Consider the following 26,291-nt stretch of genomic DNA (forward strand, 5'->3'; position numbering starts at 1 on the left):
CAAGAAGAAAGTTAATGAGTAATCATAAGTATCGAGTTCTTATTGTCGCCTCTCACCCAGTTCAGTATGCATCCCCTCTGTTTAAACTTATGGCAAAGCATCCTAAACTTAACATCCAAGTTGCCTATTGCAGTATGAATGGAGTTCAAGCTAGTTATGATGATGGATTTGGGATCGAGGTGGCATGGGATATCCCACTGTTAGAGGGATTTCCTTGGATACAGGTTGAGAATAATTCTCCTAAGCCTAGCCTTGGCGGCAAATTTTGGGGACTTATAAATTTGGGACTGTGGAACCTAATTGCCAAAGAGAATTTCGATGCTGTGATTGTCTATACTGGCTATACTTATGCCAGTTTTTGGATCGCAGTTTTATCTGCCAAATTGACAAGAAAAAAGTTTTTATTTTGTACTGACACTAGTAGGCTAGAACCGCGTAATAAGCAAAGAGTTAAAACTTGGTTAAAGAAATTGCTGCTGCCACCAATTTTTAATCTAGCGGATATTGTCATGGTTAACTCAACTCCTGGTAAGCAAGTGGCTCGTAGTTTGGGTATGTCAGAAGAACGGATTGCTCTTACGCCATTTGCTGTAGATAATGATTGGTGGATATCACAAACTAATGAAGTGGATAGGCAATTGGTACGTAAAAAGTGGAATGTCCCCCCAGATTCGGCTGTTTTACTATTCTGTGCCAAACTTCAACCTTGGAAACGTCCTCAAGATGTTCTAAAAGCTTTTGCTAAAGCTAATGTCCCAAATAGCTATCTAATATTTGCTGGAGATGGAACTCTTAGAGTAGAACTCGAATTGGAAGCAGAATCTTTAGAAATTAAACATAGAGTTAGATTTTTGGGCTTTGTCAACCAATCTAAGTTATCTTCTGTATACTGTTCCTCAGATTTGTTTGTCTTATCTTCTGACTATGAGCCTTTCGGTGTAGTTGTCAATGAAGCCATGCTTTGCGGCTGCCCTGTTATCGTAAGTGATAAAGTGGGCGCAGGTTACGATTTAATTAGACATGGTGAGAACGGCTTTATTTATCCTTGTGGCGATGTGGAGCAACTTACAAAGATTCTTATAGAGATTCTTGCTAATCGTAAACAATTACGGACAATGGGCGTGGCTGCTACTGAGCGCATGAAGTCTTGGTCTCTAAAAGAAAATACAGAAGCGATCGTACAAGCATTAGATAAATTGATTGAGCCTGTTGATCTTCATCCAGAGAAAGTATCATAGTCATTTAGGAGCGGTGGTATTGCAAAGTAATTGTTTTTAGTAATTATTTTGTGGGTGCAAAGTGCCCACAAAATAATTACATTGTATGACTACCGTCAGCAAGGGACTATAGGAAATAATCAAATAAGCATATACTTTGGAAAATGGAAATAATAGGTGCATTGACATTTGTGGTGCTAATCATCTTTGGAGCATCACAGAATTGGAAGCTATCTATCAAAACTATTCTTGTCATTGTTTTGATAGAAGGGGCTTTGAGGAGATGGGCTTTTCCCCAAGTAAAAGATCTAATCTACTTTCTTAAAGACTTCATACTGATTGGCGCTTATATTGGTTTTGCTAGCCGACCTCGACAACTGGAAGATCGATATCCGTTTATCAAAGAATTGTCATTAGTTATCGCGATTGTTTGTTTCCTTCAGTCTTTCAATCCCAGCCTTGGTTCCCCAATCATCGGATTACTTGGTATTAGAGCATACTTGTTATACATTCCTCTTATATGGATAATTCCTCATCTGTTTGACTCTGAGTCAGAGCTGTATGACTTTTTGCGGAACTATTTACTCCTCCTAATTCCTATTTGTATTTTAGGTATTGTTCAATTTTTTAGCCCTATAGATAGTCCCTTAAATATATATGTGTCTGGTTCAGAAGCCGAAATTGCCACAGCAGGTGAGTTTGTCAGAATCACAGGAACTTTTTCTTATTTGCAAGGACTTAAAGTTTATCTTGCAGTTTGTTTCTCATTGCTAATAGTTTTGCTTTCCCAAACGGACTCATTCAAGTGGAAGACAATTTATATATTTGAGTTGACACTTGTTGTTGCGAATTGCTTTATGAGCGGAGCAAGGGCTATCATCTTGTACATATTATTATTCACAATTAGCTATTTTGTTTGTTTGTTTTTTAATAGCTATAAAACTGCTCTGAATTTTGTTTCTCGCTTATTTCTACCTGTCGCTTTAGTAACATTAATGGCGATAGTCTTTTTTCAACCAGCGATTCAATCCTATAATAATCGAGCTGATACTGCTAGTGACTCAGTGGTTGATCGTGCGTTCGGATATTTCACTGATGTTTTTGCTAAAGATAGGTTTGACGGTTATGGGACAGGAGCCACCCAAGGTGGAGCAGCAAGTCTGAGACAGATTTTAGAACTTCCTGCGGGTGAATCATTGCCGCCTTCCGAAGAGGAGCCTGGGCGGGTTATGATAGAAATTGGACTATTGGGGTTTATTTTGTGGTATGGACTTAGATTAGTTATTTTAATATCCTTATACTCTGTATTTCTCAATCTAAAAAATCCTTTTTATAAGAAACTAGCGCTAGCTATATTTATATTTCAACTAATTCATGTAGGTAGACAGCTAGTAACTGACCCCACAATGTTGCCTTACTTTTGGTTTTTTAGTGGATTTATTTACTTATTGCCAAATCTTGAAAGCCGAGAAATGCAGAAGCTTGAAATTGGTTAATATAAATTAAAAATGATAGTAATGTATTCCCTGAAATAGTGATCAAGAGGGAATGGTATAAAAAAGAAAGCAATTTAACAAGGCACTTCTTTAGCAACCAGTGCCTTTATTTTTTCGAGCCGCTTCTAGCAATAATAATGTGTCTTCGATATTGGTACGGATGCATGGGAGCGGAGCGTGCAAGCTTCGATTAAAACTGCAAAACCATTTGATTATAGGATTCATAAAAAAATCCCCTCTTATCGCCAAATACTCTAGGTGTAATTAGCAAAATATCAGGAATTGCTGTGATTTCGACTTTCATGCAAATCTTGCGAGACATCAACCTCAAAATTATGTCTTAAAATCGTCCATTTACCGCACTAAGCCAAAAGACACTTAGGGTTATAATCCTTTTTGCGATCGCTTAGGAGAAACATAGTGTCGGAAATGTTGTGGTCAGTGGTTGTGCCAACCTATAACCGCTTGCCAATTTTGCAAAAATGTCTTGCTGCATTGGAAAAACAAACCATAACTCAGTCATATGAGATTTTGGTGATTGATGATGGCTCATCCGATGGTACGGTGGAGTTTTTAACTGCTAATCGCGATCTCTATCCACATCTGCGACTACTAACCCAAGACCATGCGGCTGCGGCTACTGCCCGCAACTATGGCATTGATGCTGCACTTGGTAAATACATTGCCTTTGTCGATAGTGATATCACGGTTAATCCTGAATATCTTCAAGCTCATACTGAAACCCTTGCCCAAGGGGAAAAAGTTTATAGCTATGGACGGATCATAGATACTAGTAATCTGGAGTCTCCTGATTCCGAGGCTGTCTCAGCAGTGCCATATTTTACCGCCGCTATTTTTGATACTTGTAATTTAGCGATCGCCCGTAAATGGTTATTGGAAGCAGGAAAATTTGATACTGGGTTTTTCCAATATGGTTGGGAAGATTTTGAGTTAGGAATGCGGGTTAAAAAATTGGGCTTAAAACGTTTGACCTGTGCGGGGGCGATCGCTTTCCATTACCATGCTAAATTTTCCATTGATAAAATGCCCCGATTGCTTGATTTAGAGGAACAACGCGGTCGAATGAGCATTATTTTTTATCAAAAACATCCAACATGGGAAGTCAAGTTAATGATTCAAAAAACTTGGCTACATCTTGCGCTATGGGGGATTCTCACCCTTGGTGGTACGCTTAATGATCGCACGCTTAAGCCTTTATTAACATGGTTATGCGATCAGGGTAAATCAGAAATTGCGATGGAGATTTTTCGGATTTATATGAATTGGTACACAGTAATTTGGATGTATCGCAATTGGGATAAAGAAAGTAAGTTACTCTTCAATGACTGAGAATAGGCGGCGCTTTGCACGGCTTATTCTCAGTCATTGGTTGAATGAAAATGGTTATAAATATGCTGAGCTAACTTATGTCCAATACCATCAGTTTCAGCGATCTGTTCAACAGTTGCTTGGCGGATATAATCAACAGAATGGAACTTTTCCAGCAATACCTTTTGCCGATGATGACCTAAACCAGTGATTTGATCGAGGTGCGATCGCTGCATTCTTTGGCTACGTTTTTTGCGGTGAAATGTAATGGCAAAACGATGTGCCTCATCGCGCAAACGGCGCAATACTTGTACGCCTGCCCGTTCTGGATCGCCGCCAATTAATGGCTCAGACTGTTCTGGCAAAAAGATTTCTTCGCGCTTTTTCGCAAGGCTAATTACCGTAAGGCGATCGCGCAAACCCAACTTATCAATAATTTTCATCACTGATGAAAGTTGTCCTTTCCCTCCATCGATCATTACTACGTCGGGGAAATCATTTTGGGGATTGGGGATTGGGGATTGAGCGTCATTGAAATTGGTGTGATTTCTGAATCTTCTGGCAATGACTTCTGCGAGGCTGGCAAAGTCATCGGAATGACCAGTCTGAATGTCTGGATTACGGATTTTGTAATGGCGATAATGTTGTTTCGCGGGAATACCATCGATAAAGACTACTTGACTTGCCACGGCATCGGAGCCTTGAATGTGGGAAATGTCATAGCCTTCAATACGATGCGGCAAACTAGCGAGATTGAGAATTTCTGCTAGGTCTTCTAATCCTTGCAAATTGCGATCGCTTTGTTTTTGAATTCGCGCTAACTCATACTGAGCATTACGTTCCACCATTTCGATTAGTTCTGCTTTGAGTTGCCTTTGCGGTGTGGCGATCGCAACTTTACGCCCTTTGCGCTCACTAAGCCATGCTTGCAAAATCTCAACTTCAGGCAGTTCTAATTGGGTATGGACTTCATTGGGGATTTCGACAGGATCACAGTTTTGATAATGGGCTTCTAAAGTGCGTTGCAAAATAGCCTCTGGTACGTCACTTTGACTATCAGCAACAAAGGCTAATCGCCCAACCAGTCGCCCTGCACGAATTTGGAATAGCTGAATGCAAGTATGTTGCTCGTCTTGTGCCATGGCGATCGCATCGCGTGAAACAGTATCATCTGGCAGAGATACCTTTTGATTGGCTCCCAGATTTTGCAAAACTTGAATGCGATCGCGTAAATCTGCCGCCTTCTCAAATTCTAAAGCCTCAGCAGCAGATTCCATTTTCTCGGTAAAAGTCTCTATCAACTCGCTGGATCTACCTTGAAAAATCATGGCAACTCGCACCATGATTTTGTGATATTCTTCGGGCGAAATCAGCTCCTGACATACTCCTGGACATAAGCCCATGTCATAGTTCAGACAAGGACGATCCTTAAACATTGGTATTGGTCTTTGACGGAGTGGAAAAGCGCGTTTGATAATTCCTAAAGTGCGTTTGAGATTGAAGACATCGACATATGGCCCGTAATATTTATCTTTTGTCCCGCCCATCTTCCGTTTGCGGGTAATAAAAATACGCGGATAGTCCTCTGACCAAGTAATACAGACGTATGGATATTTTTTGTCGTCTTTGAGAAGAACGTTGTAATAGGGTTGATATTGCTTAATCAGATTCGCTTCAAGGGCGAGGGCTTCGGCTTCGGAGTCTGTGACTATAAACTCGATTTCATGGACTAGCTGCACCATCATCGCGATGCGAGGCGATAGATCTTGACTGCTACGAAAGTACGATCGCACGCGATTGCGTAGAGCCTTAGATTTACCGATATAGATCACGCCATCATGGCGATCGCGCATAAAATAAACCCCCGCTTCCAGAGGTATTTCTTTTAAACGCGCCTGTAATTTTTCGGAATCTTGCAGTAATGGCTCAGTCATAATCCAATTATATCCAAAGGCTGTCTCAAACCAGCCGCGCAGAAGCCTTGCACTCAAGTGCGGGCTAAGAGCTAAAACCCGTTTTAACGGGTTGAATTTCTTCAGTCGGTTTCAACCGACTTGAGCTTTTAGCCACGAACTTTAGTTCTTGGCTTATTTAAATACTTACTGTTTTTTGGCTGAGATAGCGATCGCACAACACCAAAGCCACCATTGCCTCTACCATCGGCACGGCACGAGGTAATACACAAGGGTCATGGCGACCTCGACCTGTGAGGGTAGTATCTTCACCTGCGGCTGATACTGTCTTCTGCTCTAGCAATATTGTCGCAGTAGGCTTAAAGGCAACCCGTAAAATGATGTTTTCACCATTGGAAATACCGCCTTGAATGCCGCCTGAGTTATTCGTCCTTGTACGGATGCGATCGCCTTCCATGAAGAATTCATCGTTATGCTCACGACCAGTTAAATGAACGCCATCAAATCCTGAGCCAATTTCAAAACCCTTACTAGCTGGCAAAGACATGACTGCCTTAGCTAGATCCGCTTCCAATTTGTCGAATACAGGATCGCCCAAACCGACAGGTACATTTCGCGCCACACATTCGATGATGCCGCCGACGGAGTTGCCATCGCGACGAATTTTGTCGATGAAGTCGATCATTTTTTCCGCCATCTCAGGATCGGGACAGCGCAAAATATTGCTTTCCACTTGCTCCATTGTGACCGTATTCGGATCGATGGTAGATGCAACCATGTCTTTAACCTGTCTGACATAGGCAATAATTTCTACACCTGCGGCTTGTTTGAGGATTTTTTTAGCGATCGCACCTGCGGCAACCCGTCCGATCGTTTCCCTTGCTGAAGATCTGCCGCCGCCTTGCCAATTACGAATACCATATTTTGCTTGATAGGTGGCATCAGCATGGGATGGGCGGAACTTTTCAGCCATTTCGGAATAGTCTTGGCTGCGAGCATCTTTGTTCTGCACCAAAATCATGATCGGTGTGCCGAGGGTTTTGCCAGCAAATACGCCTGACAAGATCTGGGCGCGATCGTCTTCGCGGCGTGGGGTGACGATTTTGCTTTGTCCTGGTTTACGGCGATCGAGGTCAGTTTGAATATCGGCTTCGCTCAGTTCTAGCTGCGGTGGGCATCCATCGATGATCGCCCCCACACCGCCGCCATGTGATTCCCCAAAAGTCGTGACGCGAAATAAATGTCCGAATGTACTACCCATGTTTAAATTTTGAATCCTAAAAAACTCTAAAAAATGAATGATGACCTAAGTTTGACCATTACCTAATTTTAACGTCTGTTCGTCGAAGCAGAAAACAGATGACTCTAATCGATTCATACCGACGCTCATTTTTTTGCTTAACAAATAGTAGAAATTGCCGAATAAAAATCCTTTACTGTTTTAGGACTTCATGATAATTTGGGGGAAGATAAGTTCTTGAGAATTAAACGTAGGATGGGTTACGCTATCGCTAACCCATCATTAACAACTAATTGATGTTGATGCGTTACGTTTCACTAACGCATCCTACTCTTAATTAAGCCTTCCTACTTGGATCTATTTTTTTGCTGACAGTAGTTATTAATTTTTCTCTGGTGTGAATTGAAATGAGAAATGAATTGTGTCTACTTTTGTCAGCGATCGCTTCCTTAAGCATCGCCCAATCAACGCAAGCCCAGATTGCCACTGATGGCACTACGGCTACTCAAGTAAATGGCAATGCGATCGCCCCAACAGGAGCAGGTACTGTCAATGGCAATAATCTTTATCACAGCTTTAGTGAATTTAACGTACCGCAGTCGGGCGTAATCTTTAATACTGGCAACTCTGCGGTAAATGGCGCTGACGTTCGTAACATTATCAATCGGGTTACAGGCGATAATCCCTCTGCGATTTTAGGCACGCTTGAGAGCCGTCAAGCTTTTCCTAATGCCAATCTTTATTTGATGAATCCCAATGGAATTGTATTTGGACAAAATGCTCGTTTAGATATTGGTGGCTCCTTTCATGCCACAACTGGGACAGGATTGGGCTTTGACAGCGGTACTTTTAGCGTTGACAGAAATTCCCTCAGCTTTCCCAATGGCGATCCGAAAACTATTCGATTTGCTGTCTCTCAACCTGCTGGCATTATCAATCAAGGCAATTTAGCAGTAGATACTGGTAAATCTATTACTTTTACTGGTGGCAGCATTATCAATACAGGCGCATTAACTGCGCCTAGTGGCAATATTGCCTTAACTGCTGTGGCAGGAAATAGTCTAGTTGAGTTGCGATCGCCTGATGCAGTTTTAGGTTTGCAAGTGACAAATAATGCTATTCCTACTAACTGGAGCGGCAAAATTACAGAGTTACCCAAACTAGCGGAGCTACTTACTGGCAAAGTACCAGAAGCCAATCAAGTAGTGGTCAAAGCTGATGGTTCGCTGGCTCTAGTGGCAAATCCTGCGGCTAACGATATTACGGTGACCAATGGAATGTCAGTTATATCGGGAAGAGTCGATGTATCTTCTTCAGACTCAAAAGCAGGCAGTATTGGAGTTTTTGGTGAAAAAGTAGGATTGGTGAATGCTCAGGTTGATGCATCGGGAGCGCTTGGGGGCGGAACAGTTCTGATTGGCGGCAATTTTCAGGGTAATGGAATTGCTCCAAATGCACTGAAAACTTTTGTGAATAGTAGCTCGAAGATCGATGTTAGCGCCATCTTGCGTGGAAATGCTGGTACTGCGATCGTCTGGTCTGATCTTAATACGAGATTTCTTGGATCGATTATTGCCAAGGGTGGAACTCTTTCTGGTGATGGAGGCTTTGTGGAAGTCTCTGGAAAACAGAATCTTGATTACAGAGGAAATGTAAATACATTAGCTCCTAATGGAAAAACAGGAACATTACTACTTGATCCCACAGATATTAACGTTGTTCTCTTTGCTACTATAGGTTTTTTTGCTGGATTGACTGATGTAGATCAATTTAGTGATCCAGATACTGCATTTCAACCAGGTAACTTCCTAACTGTAGGTTTGATTAACGGCGCAACATCGAATGTCATATTACAGGCTACCAATGATATAAATTTCAATACCCCAGTAGCAATTACTACATTAGGCGTGGGGTTGACGGCTCAAGCTGGCAGGGATATCAACGTCAACGATAATATCGCCACAAATGCTGGGGCAATTAACTTTACAGCAGGTCGAGATATCGTCGGAGTAGGAGCGCTAAAAACATCTCCTGCTACTGATAGTGCCGCTGACGTAAACCTTACGGCAGGTCGAGATGTCAGTTTGAATAGCATTGATACAATTTCCAATGCTGTTACTGTGCCTCCTGCCAATGGTGGCAATGTCACTATCCAAGCAGGGCGAAATATTCAAACTACGGGAACCTTTACTTCACTATTTGGTATTACTTACAGCATTTCTTCCAATGCTTCTCCAGTTGGCAATGCAGGTAATATTTCTTTAACAAGTACTAACGGTGCGATCGATGTTAGCTCTGGGCGTGTCCATGCAGTTGCTACAATCGGGAATGGTGGCAATATTACATTTCAAGCATTCGGTAATATTAAGACTGGAGCTGGGGTTGCGCCACTTGCGGCTGTGGGCTCGTTTATTGCTTTTGGTGGTAATGGTATTCCTGGCACGATTTCGTTTACTAGTTTAGGTGGCTCAATTGATACTAGTTTGGGCGAGGTGGGGGCTGGAAATTCAAATATTGGCAATGGTGGCAATGTTTTCTTTCTAGCAGCAAATAATATCGTTACTGCGACTATATCGGCTGGAACATTTGACGGGAATGGTAACGGTGGGAGAATCAGTTTGATTAGTCAATCTGGTTTTATTAACTCCACCGCAGGATTACTAAGTACTACTTCATTGGGGAATGGCGGGAGCATCTTCCTTCAAGCATTAGGAAATATCTCAACTGGTGATCTTGCCGCAGGTAGTAATTTCATAGGTAACGCAGGATCTATCTTTGTTACTAGCACTAGTGAATCGATTAACACGACCCTCGGTACTGTTAGAGCAAGGATCAATGGAGGGAATGGGAATGGTGGAACTATTAGTTTTCAAGCATTTGGTGATATAAATACATCCGAAATTTTGGCGACAGGTAACTTAGGTGGTGGTGTCATTAACTTGATGAGTAGTAATGGATCGATTAATACAACCACAGGAGATATTGATGCTAGTTCTATCAATGGCAATGGTGGCAATATTAACTTCAAAGCCCGTAATAGCATTACAACCACTAACCTTAATACCAGCAGTGATCTCGGTGTCGGTGGCAATATTTCCCTTGATCCGATCGGTGACATTGTTCTAGCCTCTGCGAATACATCGGGATCGATTCAAGGTGGCAATTTCTTTGCTTCATCTACAGGTGGTAATATCAGAGTTACTGGCTTTGTGTCTAATGTATTTGCCGCTTGTGCAGGAGCGAGCATTTGTTCTGCCAGTAACAGTGGTGGCACAGGTGGTCAGATATTTCTGCGTCATGGTGGACTTACTCCTTTTGTGATTGGTAATTCAAGTACCAATGGAACTACAGGCATCGTCACTACTGGTTCTTCCACCTTGGCTTTAGGCAGAATTATTCCCGTCGGCACAAGTATTTTTGCACAAGGCAATATTCTTGTCGCTCCTGCAGGTGAAACTGTTTTCACACCGCCAAAGAAGATAGTTGAGGTCAATCCCAATCCTCCTGAGACGAAGATTCTGATCCAAATCAGGGATATCATGAAAAAAGACGTTGATCGCTTTTTAAAAGAAGAGAACTTAGAAAAAGCTTTTGAGGCTATTGAAAAAGCCTATATCTCAGAGTTAGGGGTTTTCTTGGGAGAAACTCTCAAGCTACCGACATTAAGCATCAACCAAGCCCAAGATATCCTAAGCGATGTTTCAAAGCGATCTGGAAGCCCCTCTGTGCTTATCTATCCGATCATGCTGAACAATCGCATCGAGATTCTAGTCATCCCGCCTAAAGAACTTGGCAAACCTTTTCATCGCTATACCAACTATTCTAGCGAAGAAGAAATCATTACAGTTTTGACGGATTATCGAGCCAGCCTCCGCGATACAAGTTCACTAGATTATCTAGAGCAAGCGCAGAAGCTCTATGACTGGGTGATGCGTCCGATTGATGCTCAACTACAAGCACTAAAGATTGAAACAGTTGTATTTGTGATGGACTCTGGCTTGCGAGTGATCCCTCCTGCTGCCCTTCATGATGGCAAACAGTTCTTAGTAGAGCGCTATGCTTCGGCAAATATTCCCGCATTACGAGTGACCAGACTAGAAGAACGCGATCGCCAAAACTCACGGGTTTTAGCAATGGGGCTAACCGAGGCAAGAGAAGGCTTGAGTGCCTTGCCAGCCGTGGAAGTGGAAATTAGAACGATTGCTAATCAGGTGCTAGCTGGGACTACGTTTTTAGATCGAGACTTTACTGTCAATAATCTTCAAGCGCAACGCGGTAAGGCGAAATATGGAATTCTCCATTTAGGAACTCATGGAAAGTTCTTGCAAGATCGCTCTAATGAGTCGTTTATTCAGTTTTGGGATAGTAAGCTGCGATCGCATCAAATTCCTGGACTAAGATTTGATCAGCCTGTGATTGATATGCTGACCTTAAGTGCTTGTGAAACTGCTGTTGGCAACAATCTTGGTATTAGTGGGTTGGCGGTTGAGTCAGGGGCAAGAAGCATTCTTGCGTCTCTGTGGGCAGTGTCGGATGCAGGGACAGCACCTTTGATGATTAGTTTTTACAAAGCTTTTCCTGATGCAATTAGCAAGGCTACGGCTTTAAGAAAAGCGCAGCTTGCTTTGATAAAAGAGAAAGTTAAGATTGTGAATAATCAAATTGTCGGGGTTGAAGGTTTAGCCGCGATCACTTTGCCAAAGGGAACTGGAAATGTCGATATTAGTCACCCTTTCTTTTGGTCGTCCTTTATTTTGGTGGGCAATTGGCTATGAGTTACATCACGTTGCTCTCAACCCAGAACTAAGTTTTTTTAAAGTGTTGATTTGCAACACTTTAAAAAAACTTGGTTCTGGGGCTTTTGATCTTAAATTGCTGTAATTGCTGTGTATAGTAATGCGATCATAATCTTGAGGCTACAAGATTTATATAAGCTATCAATTTGAGGTGTGTAGGGTGAAGCAAAATTTTAACTGTCTGATCAAGACAAGTATCAAAATCATCATGGTCTCGCTACCTAGCTTACTGCTTAGTTGCATCGGATTGCCTAGCTATGCCCAACAAGCCCCCTCATCTTCCCCGTTAACCCGACCACCAGAATCCCTATCCCCAAGGTTGCCAGTTAAACCTCAAGTTCCGATTCTCAATCTTTCCCAATCAAACCCTTCTACCAGCTCACCAGATCAACCATTACGAGTACCTCAAAATGGAACCTTAATTCCAGTCAAGCGAATTGATATTTTAGGAAGTTCAATTCTCACATCAGGGGAAATAGAAACACTGGTATTGCCCCTCCAAAATAAATCGGTTACGCTCAGCCAGTTGCAACAAATTGCCGATAAAATCACTCAAATCTATCAAGATCGCAATTATATTACTTCTCGTGCGATCCTTGCACCGCAAGATATTAAAGATGGTGTGGTCACAATTCAAGTCAGAGAAGGATCTTTAGAGCGAGTTGATGTCAAGCGATCGGGAGATGTCGTCGGCAGATTAAATGATAGCTATATCCGCGATCGCATTTTGCAAGCAGGATCAACACCTCTTAACTTTACGAGCTTAGAAGATGCTCTTCAGTTATTGCGCTCTGATCCTTTAATTGGGGATATTAGAGCTAATTTAACGACAGGTAGCCAACAAAATCAGAGCATTTTGCAAATCACGCTTAGCGAAGCAAAGTCTCTGAGCATCCGTCCATTTTTTGATAACTATGGCAACACTTCTACTGGGATCTATCGGGTTGGGGTAAATCTACAAGAACTTAACACCACAGGTATTGGGGACTCACTTTTTGCAGGATATACTCGTTCTGGCAGCTCCGATGTTTATCAACTCAATTATCAATACCCGATTAATCCCCAAGCTGGAACCATAAGCTTTAACTTTTCCGCAGGTCAAAACCCGATTACTGAGAAGCCCTTCGATAGCTTAAATATTCTCACAGATTCGCAAACCTATGAATTAGCATACCGTCAACCTTTATTGCGATCGCCACGTGAAGAGTTTACCCTTGGAGCCAGTATCGCTTTTGAGAATAGTGGCTCTTATTTTGGTAATCGATCGTTTAATTTTCAAAATTTTAAGTTTGATGATGGGCGATCGCAGTCAAGAGTTTTACGATTTAGTCAAGATTATTTAAACCGCGATCCAGATGGTGCTTGGGTATTGCGCTCTACTCTAAATCTGGGTCTAAATATTCTTGGAGCAACGATTCGCAATGATGGTTCGCCTGATGGTAGATTTTTCTATTGGATTGGACAGGTGCTGAGAGTTCAACGTCTTGGTAATGATAAAGATACCTTGGCGTTCTTTCGACTCAATATGCAGTTTTCAAGAGATCAGTTACTGTCTCTTAATCGGTTTAGTATTGGCGGTCCTCAATCTATTCGTGGCTATCGCCAAAATCAACTGGCGGGTGATAGCGGGATTCAGGCTTCGGTAGAGTTTCAATTCCCTGTGGCGCGAGATGAAGAAGGATCAGCCATTGTCAAACTATTACCTTTTGTGGAAGCTGGCACAATTTGGAATTCTTCAGGTATAAATTCGACAACTCAGTCATTGTTTGGTCTGGGCTTAGGCGCGACCTATCAACCACTACGCAATCTAACCCTGCGTCTTGACTATGGTATTCCTCTAGTAAATGTCTCTAACTCTGGCAATAATTTACAGGATTCAGGACTTTATTTCTCAGTAAATGCAAATTTTTAAACAAAAAGAAGGACAGCGCGAAGCGCTGTCCTTCTTTTTGTTTAAATTGGCGTGATGCTTAGAACAAGCCTAAAGTCAAAGACTTGTCAATTGGCATTGTTGAACCAATTCCTAGCCAAAGAGTAACAGCTGTCCCAAACAAGAAAACAGCCATCGCTACAGGACGACGGAAAGGATTTTGGAACTTGTTTACATTCTCAATGAAAGGAATGAGAATCAAGCCAACAGGAATCAAACTTTGGAGCAGTACTCCTAATAACTTATTAGGAACAATCCGCAAAATTTGGAATGCAGGATATAAGAACCACTCAGGCAAAATTTCCAAAGGAGTTGCAAAAGGGTTTGCAGGTTCGCCGACCATAGTGGGGTCAAGCACAGCCAAACCAGTGATCAATGCGATCGTGCCAGTAATTACAACTGGGAACATGTACAACAGGTCGTTTGGCCAAGCTGGTTCGCCATAGTAGTTGTGACCCATGTTCTTTTCCAACTTTGCACGCAAAATTGGATCATTTAAATCGGGGAGCTTCTCAGTCTTTGCCATTTTATTGCTCGATATTATTGCGTTATGATTTTCTAAAATTATCTAATAGGAAAATTCAATAAGTGTTTCTAGGATAAGAAACCTTACAAAGGACCAGAAATACCTTGCTTACGGATCATCAAGAAGTGAGCCAACATGAATACCGCAATCAACCAAGGCAATACAAAGGTATGCAAGCTGTAGAAGCGGGTAAGAGTCGGTTGACCAACGCTTTGACCACCGCGCAATAGTTCAACTAACGTTCCGCCAACAACAGGAATTGCATCAGGTACGCCAGATACGATCTTTACTGCCCAGTATCCTACTTGATCCCAAGGTAAGGAGTAGCCTGTTACACCAAAGGTAACAGTAATTACAGCAAGGATTACACCAGTAATCCATGTCAATTCGCGGGGTTTTTTGAAACCGCCAGTTAGATACACGCGGAAAACGTGCAAGATCATCATCAAAACCATCATGCTTGCTGACCAACGGTGGACTGAGCGGATCAGCCAACCAAAGTTAACATCTGTCATGATGTAGCGTACTGAGTCAAATGCTTCGGTTACAGATGGCTTGTAATAAAAGGTCATCGCGAAACCTGTCGCGAACTGAATCAGGAAGCAGGTGAGGGTGATGCCACCGAGACAGTAAAAAATATTGACGTGAGGGGGAACGTACTTACTAGTAACGTCCTCAGCGAGCGCCCCGACTTCAAGGCGATCGTTAAACCAATCGTAAACTTTACTCATGTAATTGAAAAACCCAAGATTGCTGAACTATTTAACAATTTTTTGATAGCTGTAATATATTTTAATGCTTTTGACAGATGTAAGCAAACTCAAACATAGTTTTTTAACAGGTTTTTAAAAATATACATAACAATTATGAACGATTTACCTGATAAATCTACCGACAAGGATAGCGATCGCGATCGCCCTGAAAGCAATAGTGTCTCGATCCGCGAGATGAATATCGATGATATTGCCCCGATTTTTCACTTGGGTGAGCAATTATTTACCAGCGATCTCTATCCATATCTCTACCGCACATGGGACGAGTGGGAGGTGATCGGTATGTATAATACCGATTCTGAATATTGCTTAGTAGCCGAAGTCGATGATCAACTAGCAGGATTTATTCTCGGCACAATCATTATTAAAGCTTCATGGAAATATGGATATATTACTTGGCTAGGTATTAGCCCAAGTTTTCAGCGTCGGGGTATTGCCGATCGCCTAGTCGATAAAATCGTTGAGCGGATGATTGAGGACAATGTAAGGTTTATGCTCGTTGATACCGATCCCGCAAATACGCCAGCAATTAATTTCTTTACCCGCAAAGGTTTTGGAAATGCCAGAGAACATGTTTTCTTATCCCTAAATCTGGCTAAACATGAATATTACGGTAGACTAATCAATTACGAACGAGATAAAGCCGATCGCAATCGTCCTCGCTTACGGCGGCGCACTTAGAGACGGCTAAGCAATACACAATCCAAATCAAAATCATTGCGACGGACTTTGCCCGCCGCAATGATTTTGATTTGGATTATTCTATTAGAATGTCATTTGTAAAGACATTTACCTTGCTATAGGCATGGCACGGTAACAGCAATTCTCATTATGAGACCCATTTTGATAATGAGAATTGTCAGCACGGTAAATATCTTTAAAGAGTTGTGACGATTTTTGATAGACTAGGAAAAGTGTTTGAAGGCAATTGACAATAAATCTTCCAAACTACATCTAAAAAACTACTCACCCAATCTTTTGTCTCGGAGATAACCACACTATGGCTCGGATGTACTACGACACGGACGCAAATCTTGAATTTCTAGCAGGTAAGACAGTTGCAATTATCGGCTATGGTTCTCAGGGTCACGCCCATGCCCTTAACCTAAAAGAAAGCGGCGTGGATGTCATCGTGGGGTTATATCAAGGCAGTCCTTCATGGCAAAAAGCAGAATCTGAAGGTCTAACAGTTAAGACTGTTGCAGACGCATCGGCTGCTGCTGACCTAATTATGATTTTATTGCCTGACGAAACTCAAAAAGCAATCTATGCTAACGAAATTGCTCCAAACCTCAAAGCTGGTAATACCCTAGCCTTTGCCCATGGTTTTAACATTCACTTCGGGCAAGTTGTGCCTCCTGTGGATGTCGATGTGATCATGGTTGCTCCTAAAGGCCCTGGACACTTGGTGCGTCGCACATATACCCAAGGTCAAGGAGTTCCTGCTTTGTTTGCTGTGTATCAGGATGCCACAGGACAAGCACGCGATCGCGCGATGGCATATGCCAAGGGTATCGGCGGTACACGCGGCGGTGTTCTCGAAACGACTTTCCGTGAAGAGACTGAAACCGATCTATTCGGCGAACAAGCTGTACTTTGCGGTGGCTTGTGCGCGCTGATCAAGGCTGGTTTTGAAACCCTTGTAGAAGCTGGCTATCAGCCCGAACTCGCCTACTTCGAGTGCCTACATGAAGTGAAGCTGATTGTGGACTTGGTGGTTGAAGGCGGTATGTCGAATATGCGTTACAGCATCTCTAATACGGCTGAATATGGTGATTACACTCGTGGTCCTCGCGTGGTTAATGAGCAGACTAAGGTCGAAATGAAGAAAATTCTTTCGGAAATTCAATCTGGTCAATTTGCTCGTGAGTTTGTCCTCGAAAATCAAGCTGGCAAACCTGGTTTCACCGCGATGCGTCGCCAAGAAGCAGAGCACCAGATTGAGTCAGTTGGCAAAGATCTCCGAGCAATGTTTAGCTGGTTGAAGAAGATCTAAGCAAACAGCTCAAGATTCGCTCAAATATTGCTGAATATTAAGATAAAAAAGCGGCGCGAAGCGCCGCTTTTTTAGTTGTTTGTTACCGCAGGAGCTGGCGTATTATTGGGGGAATTTGGCTGTTTTTTGATTTGCGTATAAGCCTCAATCGTTTGCACTGCCAGAGGGGCTGCAACTGCACTACCACCACCCCCACCTGCATTCTCTGCAAATACAGTTACGACAATTTCAGGTTTTTCATAGGGTGCATATACTGTAAACCATGCATGATTAAGACGAGGAGGATCTTGGGCAGTGCCAGACTTACCTGCCATCGCTATTTCCGATGAATTTAGCGATGCGGCAGTACCGAACTCAAATACAGATCTTAAAGCCTTTTGCAATGCTGCCAAATTTGATGGCGCTATATTCAGAGATTGTCGCCATTCCCTTGCATCATTATCGTCCAAGAGCAAATGGGGTCTAATTTTAAATCCACCATTAGCAACAGCAGCAGTCATCATCGAAACTTGCACAAGATTAGCCTGCACATCACCCTGTCCAATCGACATATTCAGAGTATTACCGACATACCAAGGTTCGCCAATTACCCGCTTTTTCCACTCTTCGTCTGGAACTGTACCTTTGGTTTCTTCCTCTTTTATTTCAATGCCTGAATATTCACCGTAACCAAATTTATGCGACCATGCGGCAAGATCTTTCTCACCCACGCGCATACCTACCTGTCCAAAGAAAGTGTTGCTGCTATATGCCATCGCCTCATAAAAACCAATTGTGCCAAACCCTGCTTTGTTGTGATCCCAAAACTGAAAACCACCGATATCAAGATATGGGTAGGTCGCAAGGACATCATTTATGCCAAATTTGTTGGTTTCTAAACCTGCGGCCATCGTCACAACCTTAAAAGTACTAGCAGGGGGGTATACCTGTAAAACCCTATTGACAAAGGGATGGTCTTTTTCTTGCAGTCGTTTCCATGTTGCGTCAGAAATCTTGCCCGAAAATAGATTTGGATCAAAGGCGGGATGACTAACCATGGCGAGTATTTCCCCATTATTAGGATTCATCGCGATAATCCCGCCTTGCTGCTCGCCTAAAATCTTTTCTACTGCTTTTTCTAAATCTGCGTCAAGTGTCATTTTGACGGCGTTACCCGCTTTAGGTGGTTTCTGACCTAAAATTCGCAGCACCTTACCAAAAGCATCGACTTCTACCTGTTGTCCGCCCCATTCGCCACGCAGCTGATTTTCAAAGGCATATTCTACTCCTGCTTTACCAATCACATCCCCAGGTCGATAACCTTTTTCGCGTAATTTGGGTAACTCTTCGGCAGTTAGTTCTCCTGTATAGCCCAGCACATGAGCTGCAACATCACCATTGGGGTAATAGCGCACTGCTTCAGCCTCAACCTTTACCCCCGGTAATTCAAGGCTATGCTCGGAGAGAACAGTTACGAGCTTGGGACTAATCGACGCAGAAATTCGGACTAGGTTCGGTGAGTTATAGCCTTCCTGTTCAAGCTTATCTGTAATCGTCTGTGCTGAAACGCCAATTAACCCAGCTAAACGATTAATAATTGGTTGCCATTTGTCTTTAGATTGAGCGATCGGCCATAGGTAAACTACATGCGCTAAGCGGCTTGAAGCGAGAATATTACCTTTGCGATCAAATAGTCTTCCCCTCTCTGGCGGTTTAGCAATTAATCTAATCCGATTATTTTCCGCAAGTTGTTGATTGCGATCGCCTTCAATCAGCTGCAAGTAAAATAATCGTCCGCCTAAAACCCCGATTAGCACTAATACACTTAACAAAAATAAAATAGCCGCCCGCATCCCTTTTCCCATCGTGCGCGTATTTTCGGTGGGATTAAAAGGAGAAATTTGTCGTTGCGTAAAAGTCATATTGCTTAGGAAAGATTTTAAGAAAGATTTTTTCGCTAGAATATAGAGATATAGATCTATTGTATGGCGATCGTGAATTTAATTAATTCCATTGCATGTTTAGTGAATATTTTTGCTGTTCACAAAGCACAAAATCAAGCTACAGAAGTCTTTCAGAGGAGTTAAAAGTCAGTGATTGTGACACCTGTGCGTCCTGTAGGACGAAAGTGGAGAAATCTCAGTTTTACTTCAACTCTCTATCTTGCTCCAGTCTTAGACCTGTTGCTTGACGAAGTCCCGTCAGAATGGCAGCCAGAATTACGATTGGGTTTGCAAGAAGCATTAGTTAATGCAGTAAAGCATGGTAATTCGCTCGATCCATGCAAGCAAATCACTGTTAAATTTTCAATAGTTTCGCAAGCCTATTGGTGGGTGATCACTGATCAGGGTAACGATCTGCAATCCTCTGGCGGTTCAAAAGATGATCCCACACCATGTCATGATTTGGAATGTGGTAGAGGCTTTTATATATTACGCAAGATTTTTGAACATGTGCATTGGGATATTTGCACACATCGTTTGACTTTGTGTAAGCGTATTGATCGATTAAGTAAGCCAATGATTTTTTGAATTATATCGATAAATAGGGAAAGCAACCCATAGAGCAGTCTTCTCTCTATAATTTTTCATTTTTACCTACTGTATAAAAAACATCAGAATTTGTTTTCCTAGAGACAAAATCGTATATTTAATAACATAAAGTTTAAGATAAGGTTATGCAGATCTTAATAACTTCTTTGCTAGGGCGAAATTAAACATATGACTCCGATGACATTATTAGCCGAAGCTCCAGTAGAACGTCTAGGTCATCCGATTGATGATCAAATAGATTGCGCAACCGTGTGGGAATGTAATGCGGTAGTGGATGCATGGATTCCAGACTGGCTGAGAATTAGTTGGGAGAAATCGCAAAGGGGGGAAAGTTTAGATGATGAAGATGTTGTTGGTCGAGCATTAGATTTTGCCTATAGACTCCATGATGGTCAATGCCGTGCATCGGGAGAGCCTTACATATTACATCCGATCTCAGTTGCCGCAATTCTGAAGGATTTAGGTGGCAGCAATGCGATGATCGCCGCAGGATTTTTGCATGATGTGGTTGAAGATACTGAGGTGTCTTGTGATCAGATCGAAGAAATGTTTGGGAAAGAAGTACGACAACTGGTTGAAGGGGTCACCAAGTTATCGAAACTGAGTTTTGAGAGTAAAACTGAAAGCCAAGCCGAAAATTTTCGTCGCATGTTTCTGGCGATGGCTCAAGATATTCGTGTGATTATCGTAAAACTTGCCGATCGCTTGCACAATATGCGAACTCTTGAGCATTTGCGCCCTGAGAAACAAGTATTAATTTCTAGAGAAACGAGAGAGATTTTTGCACCTTTGGCTAACCGTCTGGGGTTAGGGCAAATTAAATGGGAATTGGAAGATATTGCTTTTAAATATATTGAGCCAGAGCAGTATCAAACGATGGTGTCTCTGGTTGCCGAGACCCATGAGGATCGACAAGAGCAGTTAACAGAAGTGACGAGGGTGTTAGCCGATCGCATAGAGTCAATGGAAATTGATGATTTTGAAATTAGCGGTAGACCTAAGCATCTGTACGGCATCTATCGCAAAATGGAACGCCAAAAGAAACAATACAATGAGATTTACGACATTCAAGCGGTTAGAGTAATCGTCAATACCAAAGAAGAATGCTATCGAGTTCTTGCCGTTGTCCATGATCATTTCTGTCCGATTCCTGGTCGTTTTAAAGATTACATTGGGTTACCTAAACCAAACCGTTATCAGTCGTTGCATACGGCGGTAATTGGACCAAAAGGTCAACCTGTTGAGGTTCAAATTCGCACATGGGAAATGCATCATATTGCTGATTATGGAATTGCCGCCCATTGGAAATACAAAGAGAGCAATTCGACTAGCAAACCGCTTAAGGGGGATGATCAAAAATTTACTTGGTTGCGTCAGTTGGTCGAATGGCAGCGTGAACTGAAAGATCCCCAAGAATATCTTGATAGTGTTAAGGAAGATTTATTTGATAGCGAAGTTTATGTCTTTAGTCCTAAGGGGGACGTGTATTGCTTGCCACGAGGCTCGACACCTGTAGACTTTGCCTATCGCGTGCATACGGAAGTTGGCAATCATTGCTCTGGCGCATTGGTAAATAATGTGATGGTTCCTTTGCAACGTCCGCTTAAACATGGCGATATTGTCACGATTCTTACTCAAAACAATGCTCATCCAAGTACCGATTGGATTAATTTTGTTGCTACTAATTCGGCAAAAAGCAGAATTCGGCAATGGTTTAAGCGATCGCGCCGTGATGAAAATCTTGCATTAGGTCGCAGTGCCTTAGAACGAGAATTGGGCAAAAATGGTTTAGAAGCTTTGCTCAAATCTGATCAGATGCAAAAGCTAGCTGAGCGCTGTAATTATCACAATGTTGAGGATCTAATTGCAGGTATTGGCTACGGTGAAACTTCAGTTAATTCTGTAGTTAACAAACTGCGTGAGAATCAACACAATGATCGATATTTAAATCCTCAAAAGTATGAGGCACGCCATGAACCTGCTCATAGTAATAACTCCAAGTCACCAATTTTGGGGCTGGAGGGGATGGTTTACTCGATCGCAGGTTGTTGCGCTCCGTTGCCTGGGGAAACAATTACAGGAGTGGTTGCGTTAGGTAGCAATCGTGGCATCACAATTCACCGTCATGATTGCAATAATTTGGCAAATATTCCTAGCGATCGCTTGTTACACGTAGGTTGGAATCAGAATAAAGAGTCTGATCATGTCCAAACCTATCCCATTGATATTCGGGTGGAAACAATTGATCGTGTAGGTGTACTGCGAGATATTTTGACGCGCTTATCGGATAACAAAATTAATGTCCGTAAGGCAAATGTGCAAACCAAAAAAGGTAAGGCAGCAATTATTGATTTGAGTATCGATATTAGCGATCGCCACCAATTTGATCGGGTTTGTAATCAAATCAATAAAATGTGTGACACCCTGTCAGTTTCGCGACTTGTTGCTGAATAAGGGCTTAGCAGGAACCAATTCTTTGCAGCGCGGCTTTGCCTCGCCACAAAGAATTGGTTCTTTATTAAATTATGGAAGGATCAAAAATTATGAACTTTCAAACTATCGATCTCAGTTCTGTGATTACCCTGACTCGCGAAGATTTCGTCAAGCTCTGCGCAGCAAATCCTGATATGAAACTAGAGCGTACAGCTAAAGGAGAATTAATCGTTATGTCCCCAACAGGTGGAGAAACTGGCAGTTTTAATTTTGATCTTAATGGTGAACTTTACCTATGGAATCGGGAGTTTAAATCAGGTAAAGCTTTTGATTCATCGACAGGGTTTAGTTTGCCGAAGGGTAGCGATCGCTCTCCTGATGCTGCATGGATTTCTCTCGCAAAATGGGAATCGCTCACGACTGAACAGCGAAAAGGTTTTTTGCCTCTCTGTCCAGAGTTTCTCATCGAGCTTTTATCACCTAGTGATTCATGGAAACAAGGAGAAGTAAAGATGCAGGAATATATGGACAATGGCTGTATTTTGGGATGGTTGATTGATCCGAAACATAAGCGCGTAGCTATCTATCGCCAGGGACAACCCGTTGAAATTCTGGATAATCCTAAAACTCTTGATGGTGAAAATGTACTGCCAAATTTTGTTTTACAGTCTGGTCATATATTCGGCTGGGATTAACATTTCGGCTAAGCACAGACTCTAATTTTTCAGATCGCTAGATCTCCACAGAGCAAGTCCGCCAATCAGACCCAAATCATTGGAAACGATCGCAACTTTTTCAGATAAATTTGGCGGTAAAGCCAAAGTCACTAAGCGAGCATTGCCACCGCCGATATAAAGTTTGTCGTAGTTAAATAATTTATAGAGCGTAGCAATCGCCTCTATTAACCTCATATTCCATACTTCAATCCCCACCTGTTCTAGGGCTGCTTGCCCTAAGCGATCTTCGTAAGTATCGTGATCGCACCAAATATGTTGACCTAGCTCCAAATTTGGCAGCAGCTTACCATTGAGGTATAGCGACGATCCAAAACCAGTTCCTAAAGTAATTACTAACTCTACTCCCTGCCCTGCGATCGCCCCGCAACCTTGCACATCCGCATCATTAGCAATCGCGATCGGCTTACCTAATTTATTTTGTAATACCTCAGCTAAGGGAAAGCCGTCCCAGTCAGGATGCAAATTAATTGCTCCCCTTGTCACCCCATTTTCGACAACACTAGGAAAACCAATAGAAATGCGATCATATACACAATGTTTCGTGCTCAAATCGATTAATGTCGCCACGATGACATCAGGAGTTGCAGGATGGGGCGTATGAATAAGCGATCTCGCTGAGGCATTAGTGCCATCCTCTTGCAATATGATTGCCTTGATACTACTCCCACCCACATCAATCGCTAATGTTAACAAACTCACAGTGTATAAACTTCTTGTAGTAGATAATAGAATTGATTAAAGCAAAGTTTCATCAAAATTAATTTTGGCATTTTAAGCGCCACAGATGATTAAAATACCAAAATTAATTTCATAATTTAGAATTGCTGACAAATTTTTGTTGAAGTAGGCAAAAGAGGAATCAAGAAAATGACTATAGCCTTAATGCTAAGAGCGCCATCAGAAATCATTTGTAAAGTACAAGATGAACTCGCAGTTAGAGGATACACACCTCTTCAGTTGGCGACTGAGCTTAGTCTTGCAATACAACTGGTCGAGAATTTCTTGAATGGAGAAATTGTCGATCGCAATACTTATAACTTAATTTGTGAAAAACTAAACATTTCTATAAATTCTGTTCAGGATCTATCAGTAGAAAAGCCGATAGAAGACAAAGATAATTCAAATCTTCAAACATCCAATCTTAATGTATCAACTAATGGCAATATTGTTGATAATAATGTTGTATCAAATGCAATTCAGAAAGACAATAATATTATAGAAAAGATCGCTCAAAGTTTAAGTGATAGTTTATCCATTAGTGGGAAAAATGGACTTGATCAATCGTTGCAGAAAATCCGTAAGATTATATCTCCTGCGTTAATACGTCAATGTGATCGTCTCAGAATAATTGATGTTAATACGCCAATTCATTTACATGAATTATATACTGAGGCTAATATTTTCACGGGTTTGCCGAGCAGTCAAAACATTGATTTAGATGAAACTTTTGCAAATGTATCTCCTGAACAATATGATCGCTTCTATTTATCCAAAATCCGTCCATCCACAATCTCAGCTAATCAGGCTCTAGAAGAATCCGAACAAATTCTGCTAGTTGGTGGTCTAGGTTCAGGCAAGACGACATTACTTAAATATTGGGCAATGGCTTGCATAGCAGGCAATATTCTGCCTGAATATTTACCTGTATTTTTGCCACTGCGATCACTTGTTTCTCTTAATGACATTTGCAACCCATTTATATGGTTAAAGCAACAAATTATTAACTATGGATGTTCTGATGAATTTTTGGATGGCAAATTCTTAGAGCAATTATTAAATCAAGGACAATTTTTATTTCTTTGGGATGGATTAGATGACCTGCCTGAGATTTATCACGCAGAAATCGCACAAAAAATCTCTGACTTTAGCGATCGCTATCCTAAGAATCGAGCAGTTCTCGCCACACGTAATCCGATCTATGGTCATATTCTCGAATCATTTTCGACATTGGAATTAGCTCCTTTTGGAGAATCACAAATTACTACATTTGCAAATAAGTGGTTTCAAACTACTTGCACCCAAAAGCCGAAAAGCAATGAAAAGTTTCAACAATTGCTCACCACAAATCAACCTCTAGCAGAAATCGCCAGTAATCCTCTACTACTAACCTATCTCTGTACTGTCTTTAACAGTTGTGATTCTCTTAAAACAAACTTTTATCAGGAAGTCTTAAATCTACTATTGACCAAATGGGAGCAAACTAAATGTTTGCCTAGCTCATCTAATCCAACATTATCAGCTTCTCAAAAGCTAGATTTGCTCTCCTATGTGGCGATCGTGTCGCTTGATCGACATGGTTATATGTGGCAAAACAATCAACTTGAGGAAGACTTTCAGGCTTGTATGGCAACTAGTCGCACCTTATCCAAGTTAGCGATTGATCATGCCCAGCTTTTTCAGAGTCTCAAGTGGCAACATAGCCTATTAGTTGAATGTGCCAAAGGACTTTACTCACTCAACTACACTACTCTGCATGACTATCTTGCGGCCTATCGGATTGCCAATAGCGCACCTACTGCTGCCCAAAAATATTTGCTAGAGCGGATATATCTCAAGCGTTGGCATGGTGTGATCGTCATGACCGTCAGCATTTCCCAACAAGCAGATCGCATGTTGAAGATGATGAAACGTAAAATTGATGATTTGGTGAGCCAAGATCCGCAATTGCAGTCATTTCTGACATGGGTTAACCAACAGTCAATTCAAATTCAAACCCCATACAAAGCGGTGACGATTCGTGCTTTATATCTAGATATTGATTTAGAAAATACGCGATCGCTCGACCGCGCTCGTGCTTTAGATATCGCCCATTCCCGCTCTTTAGAACGCGCTCGCTCTAAGTCAATGGGTCTAGACAATACGATGGAAACTGAGGTTGACATCGATTACACAATTAATCTAGCTCTCAACCTTGACTTAGCTTTATACGTTGCTAATCACCCTGTTTTAGAGCTTGCTTGTGTACTTGAGCCAGATCTACATAGAGGGTTACTGTTTTTGCGTCAGAAATTTCCTGATCCTTATAAAATTCAAGGTCGAGAAACTTTTGCGAAGTGGTGGCAATCTAAGGGATTAGATTGGTCAAAAAAGTTACGCAACTTAATCGTCCAGCACCGTAAAAGCTCGCAAGAATGGCAATTCAGCGAAAATCAGCTTAATTTGTTGCGTACATACCATGATGCTAATAAGCTTTTGATTGAATGTCTGAATAATTCTGAATATGTCAGCCCATTAGTCAAGAGTCAAATCGAGTCAACATTACTACTACCTCAAGGTGAGTACAGCATATTGCACTAAAAAAAGGTAAAGTTTCTTCTTTTGTGCTTTTGTAATAGCGATTGCTATACTTTAGGCATTGCTTTAAAGAGATACAT

The 26,291-nt window shown here is 41.8% G+C and carries 17 protein-coding genes and 1 pseudogene; 11 read left to right on the plus strand and 7 right to left on the minus strand.

All coding sequences use genetic code 11. The features are described 5' to 3' along the window. Window positions 1–14 precede the first annotated feature (14 nt). Together CQ839_RS10185 and CQ839_RS10190 are read left to right on the plus strand one after the other, a co-directional pair. Window positions 15–1,238, plus strand: a complete 1,224-nt coding sequence (locus CQ839_RS10185; RefSeq protein ID WP_103668171.1) for a glycosyltransferase family 4 protein — start codon at window positions 15–17, stop codon at window positions 1,236–1,238. 143 nt (window positions 1,239–1,381) lie between these two features. Further along, window positions 1,382–2,713, plus strand: coding sequence for a hypothetical protein (locus CQ839_RS10190; protein WP_103668172.1), 1,332 nt, complete (start codon window positions 1,382–1,384; stop codon window positions 2,711–2,713). A 202-nt stretch (window positions 2,714–2,915) separates the two neighbouring features. Here CQ839_RS10190 and CQ839_RS10195 read toward each other — a convergent pair. Further along, a pseudogene (locus CQ839_RS10195) lies at window positions 2,916–3,017 on the minus strand (dTDP-4-dehydrorhamnose 3,5-epimerase family protein); the annotation flags it as partial. Between the two features lie 116 nt (window positions 3,018–3,133). Here CQ839_RS10195 and CQ839_RS10200 point away from each other — a divergent pair. After that, window positions 3,134–4,063, plus strand: a complete 930-nt coding sequence (locus CQ839_RS10200) for a glycosyltransferase (protein ID WP_181016164.1) — start codon at window positions 3,134–3,136, stop codon at window positions 4,061–4,063. A 29-nt stretch (window positions 4,064–4,092) separates the two neighbouring features. On the opposite strand, the gene uvrC is transcribed toward CQ839_RS10200, so the two are convergent. Both uvrC and aroC read right to left on the minus strand, forming a co-directional pair. After that, complete coding sequence (gene uvrC, locus CQ839_RS10205; RefSeq protein WP_103668175.1) at window positions 4,093–5,976, minus strand: excinuclease ABC subunit UvrC; 1,884 nt, start codon at window positions 5,974–5,976, stop codon at window positions 4,093–4,095. A gap of 157 nt (window positions 5,977–6,133) precedes the next feature. Beyond that, entirely contained in the window at window positions 6,134–7,216 is a 1,083-nt protein-coding gene (gene aroC / locus CQ839_RS10210; protein ID WP_103668176.1) for a chorismate synthase, read from the minus strand. Between the two features lie 386 nt (window positions 7,217–7,602). Here aroC and CQ839_RS10215 point away from each other — a divergent pair, with 386 nt between their 5' ends. Continuing rightward, on the plus strand, window positions 7,603–11,970 hold the full coding sequence (locus CQ839_RS10215) for a CHAT domain-containing protein (protein WP_103668177.1): 4,368 nt from the start codon (window positions 7,603–7,605) through the stop codon (window positions 11,968–11,970). 181 nt (window positions 11,971–12,151) lie between these two features. Then, a complete protein-coding gene (locus CQ839_RS10220) occupies window positions 12,152–13,903 on the plus strand; it encodes a ShlB/FhaC/HecB family hemolysin secretion/activation protein (RefSeq protein ID WP_258040691.1) in 1,752 nt (583 codons plus the stop codon). A gap of 58 nt (window positions 13,904–13,961) precedes the next feature. Here the strand turns inward: CQ839_RS10220 and petD are convergent, their stop codons facing one another. Continuing rightward, window positions 13,962–14,447, minus strand: coding sequence for a cytochrome b6-f complex subunit IV (gene petD, locus CQ839_RS10225; protein WP_094528536.1), 486 nt, complete (start codon window positions 14,445–14,447; stop codon window positions 13,962–13,964). 83 nt (window positions 14,448–14,530) lie between these two features. Continuing rightward, window positions 14,531–15,178, minus strand: a complete 648-nt coding sequence (gene petB / locus CQ839_RS10230) for a cytochrome b6 (RefSeq protein ID WP_103668178.1) — start codon at window positions 15,176–15,178, stop codon at window positions 14,531–14,533. A gap of 216 nt (window positions 15,179–15,394) precedes the next feature. On the opposite strand from petB, the gene CQ839_RS10235 reads away from it, so the two are divergent. Both CQ839_RS10235 and ilvC read left to right on the plus strand, forming a co-directional pair. Further along, entirely contained in the window at window positions 15,395–15,901 is a 507-nt protein-coding gene (locus CQ839_RS10235) for a GNAT family N-acetyltransferase (RefSeq protein ID WP_374937740.1), read from the plus strand. Window positions 15,902–16,220: 319 nt separating this feature from the next. Next, window positions 16,221–17,216, plus strand: coding sequence for a ketol-acid reductoisomerase (gene ilvC, locus CQ839_RS10240; protein WP_103668180.1), 996 nt, complete (start codon window positions 16,221–16,223; stop codon window positions 17,214–17,216). Between the two features lie 71 nt (window positions 17,217–17,287). On the opposite strand, the gene mrdA is transcribed toward ilvC, so the two are convergent. After that, window positions 17,288–19,117 (minus strand): penicillin-binding protein 2, encoded by a 1,830-nt coding sequence (mrdA, locus tag CQ839_RS10245; RefSeq protein ID WP_103668181.1) that lies wholly within the window; start codon window positions 19,115–19,117, stop codon window positions 17,288–17,290. Between the two features lie 171 nt (window positions 19,118–19,288). Between mrdA and CQ839_RS10250 the strand changes: the two genes are divergently transcribed. The 3 genes from CQ839_RS10250 (at window position 19,289) to CQ839_RS10260 (ending at window position 22,875) form a co-directional block, all read left to right on the plus strand. Next, entirely contained in the window at window positions 19,289–19,726 is a 438-nt protein-coding gene (locus CQ839_RS10250; RefSeq protein ID WP_103668182.1) for an ATP-binding protein, read from the plus strand. Window positions 19,727–19,915: 189 nt separating this feature from the next. Continuing rightward, window positions 19,916–22,201, plus strand: coding sequence for a bifunctional (p)ppGpp synthetase/guanosine-3',5'-bis(diphosphate) 3'-pyrophosphohydrolase (locus CQ839_RS10255; RefSeq protein WP_103668183.1), 2,286 nt, complete (start codon window positions 19,916–19,918; stop codon window positions 22,199–22,201). An 89-nt stretch (window positions 22,202–22,290) separates the two neighbouring features. Continuing rightward, window positions 22,291–22,875, plus strand: coding sequence for a Uma2 family endonuclease (locus CQ839_RS10260; RefSeq protein WP_103668259.1), 585 nt, complete (start codon window positions 22,291–22,293; stop codon window positions 22,873–22,875). Window positions 22,876–22,896: 21 nt separating this feature from the next. On the opposite strand, the gene CQ839_RS10265 is transcribed toward CQ839_RS10260, so the two are convergent. Continuing rightward, window positions 22,897–23,616: an ROK family protein gene (locus tag CQ839_RS10265; RefSeq protein ID WP_103668184.1), complete on the minus strand. Its 720-nt coding sequence runs from the start codon at window positions 23,614–23,616 to the stop codon at window positions 22,897–22,899. A gap of 168 nt (window positions 23,617–23,784) precedes the next feature. Here CQ839_RS10265 and CQ839_RS10270 point away from each other — a divergent pair, with 168 nt between their 5' ends. Continuing rightward, complete coding sequence (locus CQ839_RS10270) at window positions 23,785–26,214, plus strand: NACHT domain-containing NTPase (RefSeq protein ID WP_103668185.1); 2,430 nt, start codon at window positions 23,785–23,787, stop codon at window positions 26,212–26,214. Window positions 26,215–26,291: the final 77 nt, after the last annotated feature.

It is taken from the genome of Pseudanabaena sp. BC1403 (assembly GCF_002914585.1).
GTDB lineage: Bacteria > Cyanobacteriota > Cyanobacteriia > Pseudanabaenales > Pseudanabaenaceae > Pseudanabaena.